Raw genomic sequence first — 13,442 nt, 5'->3', positions numbered from 1 at the left:
AAGGAATAGATATGAGTGATCAAGCAACGCACGATATCGATCAACAAGAAACGCAAGAGTGGCTAGATGCCCTCGAAGCGGTACTTGAGGCCGAAGGCCCAGACCGTGCCCATTATCTGTTAGAACAACTGATTGATACAGCGCGCCGCAACGGGGCTTATTTACCGTATAAGCCAACCACCGCCTATTTAAACACCATCCCAGCCAGTAAAGAACCGACCATGCCGGGCGACCAGAGCATGGAAGCACGGATTCGTTCAGCGATTCGCTGGAACGCATTAGTGATGGTGTTGCGGGCTTCGAAGAAAGGCTTAGAGCTTGGCGGCCATATCTCTAGCTTCGCCTCATCGGCAATGCTGTACGACGTGGGTTTTAACCACTTCTTCAAAGCACCAACCGAAAAAGACGGCGGCGATTACCTCTTTATTCAAGGCCACGCATCGCCAGGTATTTATGCGCGTGCCTTTATCGAAGGACGCTTGAGCCAAGAGCAGTTAGACAACTTCCGCCAAGAAACCCAAGGTGACGGCTTGTCATCATATCCGCACCCGAAATTGATGCCGGATTTCTGGCAATTCCCAACGGTGTCTATGGGTCTTGGCCCGATTCAAGCAATCTACCTTGCGCGCTTCCTGAAATACATGACTGACCGTGGCATTAAAGACTGCTCAAATCAGCGCGTGTACTGCTTTATGGGCGACGGTGAAACCGATGAGCCAGAAAGCTTGGGAGCGATCAACCTTGCGGCACGTGAAGGATTAGATAACTTAACCTTTGTTATCAACTGTAACTTGCAACGCTTGGATGGTCCGGTTCGCGGTAACGGCAAGATCATCCAAGAGCTCGAAGGCACCTTCCGCGGCGCGGGCTGGGAAGTGATTAAGGTGATTTGGGGCCGCTACTGGGATCCATTGCTTTACCGTGACACCGAAGGGAAGTTGGCGCAGTTGATGGAAGAAACCGTAGACGGTGACTATCAAAACTTTAAAGCCAAAGGTGGTAAATACACCCGCGAGCATTTCTTTGCCAAATACCCAGAAACCAAAGAAATGGTGGCAAACCTGTCAGACGAAGATATCTGGCGTTTAAACCGTGGTGGTCACGACCCGGTGAAAATGTATGCGGCTTACCACAAAGCAGTCAATACCGAAGGCCGGCCACAGGTTATCCTAGCGAAAACCGTTAAAGGTTACGGCATGGGCGCCGCAGGTGAGGGCAAAAACGTCGCTCACCAGGTGAAGAAAATGGATATGGAAGCCATTAAACACTTCCGTGACCGTTTTAACATTCCGTTTAAAGATGAAGAGCTGGAAGATTTGCCGTATTACCAGTTCGATAAAGACAGTGACGAGTTAAACTATCTTAACGAGCGTCGCGAGAAGTTAGGCGGCTATATGCCGGTGCGCCGAGCGAAAGCCGACGTTGAGCTCGAGCTACCCGCATTGAAAGCGTTCGATGCGGTACTAAAAGGCTCAGGCGACCGCGAAATTTCTAGCACCATGGCGTTTGTTCGAATCTTAACCGCATTGCTGAAGGATAAACAAATCGGTAAGCGGATTGTGCCGATTATTCCGGATGAGGCGCGTACATTTGGGATGGAGGGCTTGTTCCGACAGGTCGGTATTTACGCTCACCACGGACAAAAATATACCCCACAAGATGCGGACCAAGTGGCTTACTATCGCGAAGATAAAAAAGGCCAAGTGATTCAAGAAGGCATCAACGAATTGGGTGCGATGGCATCGTTCGTGGCAGCGGGTACCAGCTACTCACTCAACAACGAACCAATGATTCCTTTCTACATCTATTATTCGATGTTCGGTTTCCAACGGGTTGGTGATTTAGTCTGGGCCGCCGGTGATAGCCAGACCAAAGGCTTCTTGATTGGTGGTACTGCAGGGCGGACAACGCTAAATGGCGAAGGCCTGCAACACCAAGATGGCCACAGCCATATTTTGTTCGGTACTGTGCCTAACTGTATTACTTATGACCCAACCTACGGTTACGAAATTGCGGTCATTGTACAAGACGGCTTGAAGCGCATGTACGGCGATCAAGAGAACGTGTTCTATTACTTGACGGTGATGAACGAAAACTATCAGCAACCAGAACTACCTGAAGGCTGTGAAGAAGGCATTCTGAAAGGAATGTACTCATTGGACAAGGTGAAGGCGAAGAACAAAGCCAAAGCCGATGTGCAGTTAATGGGTAGCGGAACAATCTTGTTGCAAGTGCGTGAAGCGGCGAAGATTCTTGCTGAAGAGTACGACATCAATTCGACCGTATACAGCGTAACCTCGTTCAACGAACTGGCCCGTGATGGTCTGGAAGTCGAACGCTGGAACATGTTGCACCCAGAGAAGAAAGAGAAAACGGCGTACATCACCGAGTTAATGAGCAAGGCAAAAGGTCCTGCGGTTGCCGCAACCGATTACCAGAAACTTTACGCTGACCAAGTTCGAGCGTGGGTTCCAACCTCATATCGAGTGTTGGGTACTGATGGCTTCGGTCGCTCAGATAGCCGCGAGAACTTGCGTAAACACTTCGAGGTGGACGCCAATTACATTGTCGTCGCTGCGTTAAGTGAATTAGCTAAGGCCGGTGATATCGATAAGAAAGTGGTCGCCAAAGCGATTAAATCGTTTGGCATCGACGTTGACAAGATCAACCCATTGCACGCGTAAGGAGACCCTGACATGGCAGATTTAAAAGAAGTCAAAGTCCCCGACGTCGGTGGCGAATCGGTCGAAATAATCGAGGTGTTGGTCAGCGAAGGTGACAGCATAGAAGCAGAAGACTCGCTGATCACCGTCGAGAGTGACAAAGCCTCGATGGATATTCCAGCGCCGTTTGCTGGCACTATCGATAGCATCAAAGTAAAAGTCGGCGACAGCATCAGCGAAGGCGATTTATTAGCGATGGTGAAAGCAGCGGATGATTCCGCGGACAGTGCCGCTGATAAGGACGACGCAGAAGACAATTCATCTGAAGAGACGGAAGAAAAAGACGGCTCAGCCGAGCAGGAAGACAAGGCAAAAGCGGAAGAAGACGATAAACCGCAGCAATCGCAAAGTAAATCTGCGTCTGGTGGTAGCGAAAAAGTGATCGAAGTCTCGGTGCCTGACATTGGTGACGCCAGTGACGTGGAAATCATCGAAGTATTAGTTAGCAAGGGCGACAGCGTTGCCAAAGAAGATGGCCTGATCACCCTAGAAACTGATAAAGCGACCATGGATGTACCTTGCCCCGAAGACGGTGAGATTGTCGAAATGCTGGTCAGCACCGGTGACAAAGTTAGCGAAGGCTCGGTCATCGCGAAACTTAAAGTGGTCAGCAGCGAAGGTGAAGGCGACGCGGCCGACGACGATAGCACGCCATCTAGCGAAGCGAGTCAAAGTGAAGCTAGCCAGCAAGATGACAGTGACGATGAACATCCGAAGCGCGATTCACGACCCACTAGCGAACGTGAACCGCCAGTGCCTGACCATCCAAGCCAGCGCAACGACCGCAAACAAGGGCTTATTCACGCGTCGCCGGCGGTACGTCGTGTTGCTCGTGAATTTGGCGTCGACCTGTCGCAAGTGAAAGGTTCTGGTCCGAAGAACCGCATTCTCAAAGAAGACGTGCAGGAATATGTGAAGTATGAACTGTCACGGCCAAAAGCGGTTGCCGGCGCTGCCGGTCAAACCGGAGGCGGCGGTTTGCAGGTTATTGACCGTCCTGCTGTCGACTTCAGTAAGTTTGGTGAAGTGGAAGAAGTACCACTCACGCGAATTCAGAAAATTTCTGGACCTAACCTGCATCGTAACTGGGTCACCATTCCGCACGTCACACAGTTTGACGAGGCGGATATCACTGAGCTAGAAGCGTTCCGGAAAGCCGAAAACGAAGTGGCGAAGAAGAAAGAACTAGGCTTCAAGATCACCCCGTTGGTGTTCATTATGAAGGCATGTGCGAAAGCGCTGCAGGAATTCCCGGTTTTCAATTCTTCGCTTAGTGAAAGCGGCGAATCACTGATTATGAAAAAATACATTCATATCGGTATAGCCGTGGATACCCGGAATGGCTTGGTGGTTCCGGTTATTCGTGATGTCGACAAGAAAGGCATCTACGAACTGTCAGAAGAGTTGGTTGAGATCAGTGGCAAAGCGCGTGACGGCAAGTTAAAAGCGGCCGACATGCAAGGTGGCTGTTTCTCAATTTCAAGCTTAGGTGGTATTGGTGGTATCGCGTTTACGCCGATTGTCAACGCCCCAGATGTTGCCATTCTCGGCGTATCGAAGAGTGAAATGAAACCGAAGTGGAACGGCAAAGACTTTGAACCGAAGTTAATGTTGCCGTTATCACTGTCATACGACCACCGAGTTATTGACGGTGCCTTAGCCGCCCGCTTTACCAGTTACTTGAGCAGTGTAATGGGCGACATTCGGAAATTGATTCTGTAAACAGGACTTAGCGACAATTTCGCGCTACAATAGCGCGCAATTGTTACAAGCCGTTTTACGCATTGGATACATCCTGCTGTGAGCTCGCACAGCAGAGACTGAAACAGAGGTGATCATGAGCAAGACGATTAAAGCGCAAGTCGTAGTCTTAGGTGCAGGTCCTGGTGGTTATTCGGCGGCATTCCGTGCTGCTGACTTGGGCTTGGATACGGTATTGGTAGAACGTTACAGCACCCTTGGCGGTGTTTGTTTGAACGTTGGGTGTATCCCGTCGAAAGCGTTGTTGCACTTGGCCAAGCATATTGAAGATGCGAAAGTGCTAGGCGACGAAGGTATCGACTTCGGCGAACCTAAAATCGACCTCGACAAAATCCGTAAGCACAAAGAAAAAGTGGTTGGCCAACTGACAGGCGGTCTTGGACAAATGTCGAAGATGCGCAAAGTTAATGTAGTCAACGGCTATGGTAAATTCACTGGCGCTAACACCCTGAAAGTTGAAGGTGATGACGGTGAAACCACGATCGAATTTGAACATGCGATTATTGCCGCTGGTTCACAACCGGTGAAGTTGCCGTTTGTACCACACGACGATGAGCGCATTTGGGATTCAACTGACGCACTAGAGTTGAAAGAAATTCCAAAACGTATGCTGCTTTTAGGTGGCGGTATTATCGGCCTAGAAATGGGTACGGTATACAGTGCCCTAGGTTCGAAAGTAGATGTTGTCGAAATGACCGATCAGCTGGTTCCACCAGCGGATAAAGACATCATCAAAAACTTTATGAAGCAAATCAAAGGTAAATTCGACAATGTTATGTTGAACACCAAAGCGGCAAAAGTGGAAGCCAAGAAAGATGCTATCCATGTGACCTTTGAGGGTAAAGATGCGCCTGAGAAGCCGGTCAAATATGATGCAGTGTTGGTGGCTGTGGGTCGTACCCCGAACGGCGGCAAACTAGATGCTGATAAGGCTGGTGTCAATGTTGATGAACGTGGCTTCATCAAAGTCGATAGCCAAATGCGCACCAACGTGAACCACATCTTCGCTATTGGGGATTTAGTGGGTCAGCCGATGTTGGCACACAAAGCGGTTCACGAAGCACATGTTGCAGCAGAAGTTATTGCGGGTAAGAAACACTTCTTCGAGCCGAAGACGATTCCTTCAATCATGTACACCGACCCAGAAATGGCTTGGGCAGGTGTGACCGAGAAAGAAGCGAAAGAGCAAGGCATTGAATATGATGCCGTGACCTTCCCGTGGTCTGCTTCGGGTCGGGCAATTGCGTCAAATGCGCAACAAGGCATGACCAAGCTGATTTTCGACAAGAACAATCGCATTATTGGCGGTGCCATGGTCGGAACCAATGCCGGTGAATTACTGGGCGAAGTTTGCCTGGCCATCGAAATGGGCTGCGATGCGGAAGATATCGCCTTGACGGTACATGCGCACCCAACCTTGCATGAGTCAGTTGGTTTGGCGGCAGAAATCCATGAAGGTTCAATCACCGATATGCCAAATCCGAAAGCGAAGAAGAAAAAGTAAGCTTTCTCGCCATTTCATCGACAAAACTGCCGCATCGGTCGCCGATGCGGCAGTTTTTTTTGTCCGATAATTGCGGTTTATGCGGCTATACCGTATGGTAAATCTTGATTTTCTATATTCGTAAAGAGCAACACAGGGAGTCGTCATGGCGGCCACACGATCGGGGCGGTTTATTATGGGGTTAAGTGCCGTACTGATGGTGGCAGCAGGAGCAATATTGCTCTTTGTGCCCGAGCAAGTGGCGGCAGCATTTCACCGTGACGCTTACCCACGGGAATTAACCTCCGTATTGGCGGCAGTTTATGTGGGCATGGGGTATGGAAACTGGTTGGCCAAGGGGCAATTGATTGGTGGTATTTATGGTCGCCCACTATGCGTCGGAAACTTTTTCCATGCCATGGTGGGGGCGCTGGCACTCATCGGAGCGTTATGGAACGGCGTGCCATCGTTAGCATTGCTGATCACCTGTGCAGTTTACGCGTTGTTCGCGTTGCTGTTTGCTTGGCTATTACTGCGTATGCCTCCGGTGGTGAACCGTTTGTAACTAATGTTTACAAACTTGTTTTTGCCCTGCGGCTACAACAAAAATAATATATTGGGTCAAACCTACAAACTTGAACAACAAGGTATTAGTTATGAAAAAACTCACAGCAGTTGCGCTGGGTGTCTCTATGGCGCTAGCACTTGGCGCCTGTTCACCGCAGAACAATGCCGAGCAAAACAACACAAAAACCGCACAAGCTGAACAACAGCAAGCACTAGAGTCGGGGGTTATTTTAGAAAACTTCGACCACAGCGTTCGCCCTCAGGACGACTTCTATCAGTACGTTAACGGTACGTGGATGAAGAACACTGAAATTCCAGCGGACCGCTCAAGCATTGGCGCATTCTATGACTTGTATCAACAAAACCAAAAGCGCCTGCGCGACATCATTGAAAAGTCCGCCAACGGTTCGCCTGAAATGGGCACTAACGAGCAGAAAGTCGGCGACTTTTATAACGCGTACATGGATGTAGAAACCATAAATAAGAAAGGTTACGACCCGATCAAAGGCGACTTGTCAGATATCCAACAAGTGGATAGCTACGAGGGTATGGCGGCTGAAATGGCAAACCTATACCGTATTGGCGTAACCATCCCGTTTGGTTTTTACGTTTACCCAGATGCGAAAAACCCAGAAGTTAACACCATGTACGCCTCACAGTCTGGCCTTGGTATGCCCGATCGTGACTACTATTTGAGTGATGACGAGAAGTTCCAAAAGTTCCGTCAAGAGTATGTGAAGTATGTACAAGACATGCTGGCTAAAGTGGGTTACGAAGACCCTGAAGCGGCAGCAAAAAATGTCATGGACATTGAAAAGCAATTAGCAGAAATTCAATGGTCACGCGTCGAAAGTCGTGATGCGGAAAAGACCTACAACCGCAGAACGGCTGCAGAAGTTGCCGAAATGCTAGGTGATTTTGATTTCGGTGCATGGCAAGAAGCCGCCGCATTATCGAACGTTAACGAAATGGTTATTAGCCAGCCTTCATTCTTTGAAGACCTAGGCAAACTGTATAAAGACGTCGACTTGCAAGCATGGAAAGACTATATGACCTTCCGTGTGATCAACGAATACGCGAGCGTGCTGAGCGAAGATTTTGGTCAACGCCGTTTCGAATTCTATGGCAAAACCTTGCGTGGCGTTCCAAAACAAGAACCGCGTTGGAAGCGTGGCGTGAATGCGACCAACTCAGTGTTGGGCGAAGTGCTTGGCCAAGTCTACGTGAAGCAATACTTCCCACCAGAAGCTAAACAGAAAATGGAAGCATTGGTGGAGAACTTGCGTAAAGCTTATGCGGCATCGATCAAAAACTTGGATTGGATGAGCGAAGAGACGCAACAGGAAGCCTTAGAGAAACTGGAAAAATTCACGCCAAAAATCGGTTACCCGAACAAATGGCGTGATTACAGCGACTTAAGCATTTCTAAAGACGACTTGGTAGGTAACTACAAAGCCTACGCCGAGTTCAACTACCAAGAAGAAATCGGCAAAATTGGTGGGCCAGTTGATGAAGAAGAGTGGGGCATGACACCACAAACTATCAACGCTTACTACAGCCCAGTGCGTAACGAAATCGTATTCCCAGCGGGTATCTTGCAACCGCCATTCTTTGATATGAATGCGGAACCAGCAGTTAACTACGGTGGTATCGGCGCCGTTATCGGCCACGAAATGGGACACGGTTTTGATGACCAAGGCTCGAAATACGATGGTGATGGTAATCTGAAGAGCTGGTGGACAGAAGAAGATCGCAACGCTTTTGAAAAGCGTGCAAATGAACTGGCAGAGCAATACAGCAGCTATGAGCCGATTGAAGGACTAAACATCAACGGTAAGCTGACTCTAGGTGAGAACATCGGTGACTTGGCAGGCCTAACAATCGCCTATGAAGCCTACAAAATGTCGCTAGACGGTAAAGAAGCACCAGTCATGGATGGCTTTACCGGTGACCAACGTGTCTTCATTGGCTGGGCACAAGTTTGGCGCTCTAAATACCGCGAAGACGCAATTCGCGAGCAAGTCATGAGCGACCCACACTCTCCAGCAGAGTTCCGCGTAAACGGCACAGTAACTAACGTACCGGCGTTTTACGAAGCGTTTAACGTGAAACCAGGTGACGACATGTACGTACCAGAAGACCAACGCGTCTACATCTGGTAAACTGCACGCCATGCGAATTTCATTATTTGTAATGGCGTTAATTATGATGCTGGTGGGGAGTTTTTCTCCACCAGCGTTTTCTTCTATGGCTGCTGACAGTGGTGTAACCCAAGCGCAGCATAAGCCTTGCTGTGAAATGCAGGAGCAACTTGGTTCGCAGGAACAGCAAAACTGTAACCAAGAAAATGCTAAAGCTGAGCAATGCCAACATTGTCAGGGAAAGTGCTCAGCACAGGTGGCGTTGTTTCACTATCCTAAGGTGGCATGTATTGCAGCTTCGACCGAACGGGTTTTTGTTAACGAAGCCAATCCAATTACCTTCTCGGAAGTCCTTATTCGACCGCCCAAAAGTTTGACCGCTTAATCACGTTTTATTTTTAAGTTGTCATTATTGAGGCGTTTATCATGCGAGCAGTGTTTCTTGCCGTGCTAACCTTTGCACTGGCTACTCCTGCCTATTCGGCAGGCTTTACAGCGATCCAAATTACCTTTCATCCGCAACAGGCGGCTCAGGGCAAAGTGTATATGTGCCCTATGCACCATCACATCATTCGTGATGAACCAGGAACCTGTCCAATTTGTGGAATGGCTTTGGTCGTTAAACAGTCACCGGTAAACAAGCCAGCAGCGAAACGCTCATTTTCACTAAGCGAAGAGCAGCAACAGGCGATAAATATTGCTACTGCAACGGTTATAAGAATGGATTTGAAGCCGTTTCTGTCACTCTCTGCTCAGGTTAATTGGAATATGAGCGAAGTGGTGAGTGTTCATCCACGCGCGTCTGGATGGATTGAGAAGCTTTATACCAAAAACCCTGGGGACTGGGTGAATAAGGGCGATAAGCTATACCGAATTTATGCCCCCGACGTGGTCGTTGCCCAAGACGATTATCTCCAACTTTTGCAGAATCTCCAGAGTATCCAGGGCGCTGAAGAACAGCGAATGATGAAAATGCGTGGTAAACAACGGTTACGCTTATTAGGGATGACCGACGAACAAATTTCTAAGCTTCAACAGCGTGGAACATCCGAGTATCAGATAGATTATTTTGCGCCCCAAGCTGGTTATCTGACTGACTTAAACGTCCGTGAGGGAATGTATGTTAAACCGAGCACGCGGGTTCTGACGCTCAGCGGTTATGAGCGGCCTTGGGTCTTGTTGGATATTCCTACTCAGCACGCGAGCCAAGTAAAGGTTGGTCAATCCGTAACGCTTTACTCCGGCTCTTATGGTGAGCGGCTAGTTGGCAAAACGTCAATTAGTTATCTCTATCCACAACTTGATCAACGAACCCAAACGTTAGTGGCACGAGCCGTACTGAAGCGGCTCCCTGAGACGCTTAAAGTGGGAGACTGGCTGACTGCGAGAGTGGCACTGCCGGAGCAAAAGAATGTGCTGGTGATACCGGTGAGCAGTGTAATACGGGAAGCCAACATTGACCGAGTGGTGGTTCAAGATGCGAACGGGAAATTCACGGTAAGGGCGGTCATTCTCGGGGATAGATACGGTGATCGATTTATTGTTGACTCTGGGCTGACGCAGGGTGAACGCGTTGTTACTAATGGTCAATTCTTAATTGACTCAGAAGCGACACTTCGTGGGTTTACTCTTCCAGCGGCAATGGAGAGCAACTAATGATCCGTTGGCTGATTAATACGTCACTGCAAAATAAAACGGTCGTGTTGGTAGTGGTGGGACTTTTAACCGTTTTATCAGTCCAAGCCCTTCAGCAAACGAAGCTCGATGCGATTCCTGACCTCTCGGACGTTCAAGTCATCGTTAAAACAAGCTATCCAGGTCAAGCACCGAGTGTAGTCGAACAGCAGGTAACTTATCCATTATCAAGCGTAATGCTGTCGGTACCGCAGACTCAGTCGGTTAGAGGATATTCGTTCTTCGGCGACTCATATATCTACGTGATATTCGAAGAGGGTACCGATCCTTACTGGGCACGTAGCCGAGTGCTCGAATACTTGCAGCAAGCGCAACAGCAACTGCCGGAGTCTGTGCAGCCTAGTCTTGGACCCGATGCGACAGGTGTTGGTTGGATTTACCAGTACGCATTGGTTGACCGCACCGGTAATCACGATTTAGGTGAGCTAACGCGACTGCAAAATTGGTTTTTGCAGCAAGAGCTACAGACTGTAGAGGGAGTTTCCGAGGTCGCCAGAGTGGGCGGCATGGTTGAAACCTACCAAGTGGTTGTAGAACCGCAAAAATTGCGCGAGTTTGGGTTAACGCTTATTGACGTTAAACAAGCTATTCAAACCGCAAATGCCGAAGTTGGAGGCTCGGTGGTGCAGATGGCGGAAGCGGAATATATGGTTCGAGGAACAGGGTATCTGCAATCGATAGATGATCTCGAACAGCTTCCGTTACCCAAACGCTCGGCGCAAAACGGCATACTCCAGCTGAAAGACGTGGCAACGGTTCGTATCGGTCCGCAGGTAAGGCGTGGTGTCGCTGACTTAAATGGTGCGGGTGAAGTGGTGGGTGGCATTATTGTGATGCGTTACGGTGCAAATGCCTTGGACACCATTAATGCGGTGAAGGAAAAACTGCAACAGCTTAAGCAAGGACTACCTTCGGGTGTCGAAATAGTGCCAACCTATGATCGTTCTAACCTTATAAAAGCTTCGGTTAATAATCTCACCGAAAAGGTTATAGAAGAAGTCATTTTGGTAGCGTTGGTGTGTACGGTTTTTCTTTGGCACTTCCGCTCCGCTCTTGTGGCTGTGATTAGTCTGCCTCTCTCTGTGCTATTTGCTGTTGGTATCATGAATTTGTTTGGCGTCTCTGCAAATATCATGAGTCTCGGGGGAATCGCGATTGCGATAGGGGCTTTGGTCGATGCCGCCATTGTGATCATCGAAAACGTCCACAAACACTTGTTAGACTTTCAGCAAGCCAACGGTGAGCCGGCTCGCGGTAAAAACCGTTGGCAAATAACGGCTCAAGCAACGCTTGAAGTGGGACCCTCGTTATTCTTTTCGCTAATCGTGATTACGGTAAGCTTTTTACCCGTTTTCGCGTTGCAAGGGCAACAAGGCAGACTGTTTGAACCGCTGGCGTTAACCAAAACGTTGGCAATGGCCGCAGCAGCGCTACTCTCGATCACGCTCATTCCAGTGTTGTGTGGTTATTTTATTCGCGGAAACATCGTACGTGAAGACAAGAACCTGTTAACCCGCGGGTTAATTTGGCTGTATCGACCGCTACTGCGTTGGGTGTTGCGGTGGCCAAAGCTGACAATTGTCGCCGCGTTAGCCATTGCTGCTTCTGCGTGGATCCCATGGCAACAAACGCAATATGAGTTAATGCCCACGCTTGATGAGGGCGACCTAATGTATATGCCAACAACATTGCCGGGGATCAGCGTTGATGAAGCGGGTGAACTATTGCAGCAAGTCGATGCAATTATTAGTAAGCACCCGCAAGTAGAGCGAGTTTTTGGCAAGATCGGTCGAGCGGATACAGCAACGGATCCATCGCCCATGACCATGATTGAAACAACGATCTCGTTAGCACCAAAAGCGCGTTGGCCAGAGGGAAAAACACTTGATGATGTGATTGCCGAATTAGACAGCATGGTGACTGTTCCAGGAATTAGTAATGCCTGGGTAATGCCAATAAAGACGCGTATCGACATGCTCGCGACGGGCGTTAAAACACCGCTTGCAATTAAAGTCAGTGGTAGTGATTTTAACCAGCTACAAAACCTCAGTACCACTATCGAAGAAGCGCTGAATAATGCCGAAGTCAGTGCTGAGGTGATTGCTGAACGACCGGCGGCTGGACGTTACATTGAGATAACGCCTCGAGTTGTGGACGCCGCGCGATACGGACTGACGCAGCAGCAGGTACAAGATTATATTCGCTATGCTATTGGTGGCGAAAACGTTGCGATCTCGATTCAGGGAAATGAGCGGTTTCCCATTAATATCCGTTATCCGCGGGGACAAAGGGACTATCTCGACGCTATTGAAAATCTGAGCATTGTAAGTGCTTCGGGTCGTTGGTTGACGCTGGGAGATGTCGCCTCCGTGACGCTAACGAATGGTCCAGCGGTGATGAAAAGCGAAAATGCCCGGTTAAGTAATTGGATCTATATTGAGCCTCAAGATGGAGTGACCGTCAGTGAATATATCGACGCGGTCACGCCCACGGTTGAGAATATTCAGTTGCCACAAGGCTATAGTTGGAGTTGGACTGGCCAATACCGTAGTTTGCAGCAGACCAAACAACAGCTTACGGAAATTATCCCGTTAACTTTACTATTAGTATTGTTGCTACTGTATATGACCTTCCGTTCCATGGCGCAGGCTTTGTTAGTGCTGTTAACCTTGCCGCTAGCGGTGTCTGGGAGTTTGTGGCTAATTTACCTATTGCAGTATAAGTTATCGCTAGCGGTGATTATCGGCATGATAGCGCTCGCGGGCGTAGCGGCTGAATTTGGTGTAGTGATGTTGTTGTATCTAAACAAGGCATGGCAAAGCCATAACCAACAGTCAGAACAATTACTACAAGCCATTGAGTCTGGCGCGGTGTTACGGGTACGACCAAAGGCAATGACGGTACTCACCATTGTGATCGGGTTATTGCCCATTATGCTTGGCGGTGGTGTTGGCAATGAAGTCATGCAGCGTATAGCTGCCCCGATGCTGGGGGGAATGTTACTTGCGCCAATGATTTCGATGTTTTTAATACCTGCGGTCTTTTATCTTTGGCATAAAAGCCGTCGTTAAC

8 protein-coding genes are annotated in these 13,442 nt (G+C 48.9%); all 8 read left to right on the top strand.

Annotated features, from left to right (window positions below):
- Positions 1–11 precede the first annotated feature (11 nt).
- The 8 genes from aceE (at position 12) to CWI84_RS07050 (ending at position 13,441) form a co-directional block, all read left to right on the top strand.
- Positions 12–2,684, top strand: coding sequence for a pyruvate dehydrogenase (acetyl-transferring), homodimeric type (aceE, locus tag CWI84_RS07085; RefSeq protein ID WP_126841895.1), 2,673 nt, complete (start codon positions 12–14; stop codon positions 2,682–2,684).
- A gap of 12 nt (positions 2,685–2,696) precedes the next feature.
- Entirely contained in the window at positions 2,697–4,445 is a 1,749-nt protein-coding gene (gene aceF, locus CWI84_RS07080; RefSeq protein WP_126841894.1) for a dihydrolipoyllysine-residue acetyltransferase, read from the top strand.
- Positions 4,446–4,560: 115 nt separating this feature from the next.
- Positions 4,561–5,988: a dihydrolipoyl dehydrogenase gene (lpdA, locus tag CWI84_RS07075; RefSeq protein ID WP_126841893.1), complete on the top strand. Its 1,428-nt coding sequence runs from the start codon at positions 4,561–4,563 to the stop codon at positions 5,986–5,988.
- A 145-nt stretch (positions 5,989–6,133) separates the two neighbouring features.
- Positions 6,134–6,532 carry a hypothetical protein gene (locus CWI84_RS07070; protein WP_126841892.1) on the top strand — a complete coding sequence of 133 codons (399 nt, stop codon included), beginning with the start codon at positions 6,134–6,136 and terminating at the stop codon, positions 6,530–6,532.
- A gap of 91 nt (positions 6,533–6,623) precedes the next feature.
- Entirely contained in the window at positions 6,624–8,696 is a 2,073-nt protein-coding gene (locus CWI84_RS07065; protein WP_126841891.1) for a M13 family metallopeptidase, read from the top strand.
- Positions 8,697–8,706: 10 nt separating this feature from the next.
- Complete coding sequence (locus tag CWI84_RS07060; RefSeq protein ID WP_198674492.1) at positions 8,707–9,060, top strand: hypothetical protein; 354 nt, start codon at positions 8,707–8,709, stop codon at positions 9,058–9,060.
- A gap of 41 nt (positions 9,061–9,101) precedes the next feature.
- Positions 9,102–10,331 (top strand): efflux RND transporter periplasmic adaptor subunit, encoded by a 1,230-nt coding sequence (locus CWI84_RS07055; protein ID WP_126841889.1) that lies wholly within the window; start codon positions 9,102–9,104, stop codon positions 10,329–10,331.
- Positions 10,331–13,441, top strand: a complete 3,111-nt coding sequence (locus CWI84_RS07050) for an efflux RND transporter permease subunit (protein ID WP_126841888.1) — start codon at positions 10,331–10,333, stop codon at positions 13,439–13,441. The genes CWI84_RS07055 and CWI84_RS07050 overlap by 1 nt, the downstream gene beginning before the upstream one ends.
- Position 13,442: the final 1 nt, after the last annotated feature.

It is taken from the genome of Idiomarina tyrosinivorans (assembly GCF_003987475.1).
GTDB classification, from domain to species: Bacteria; Pseudomonadota; Gammaproteobacteria; order Enterobacterales; family Alteromonadaceae; genus Idiomarina; species Idiomarina tyrosinivorans.
Note: the sequence above shows the minus strand (reverse complement) of the source record. Positions and strands in the feature narration are given on the sequence as shown.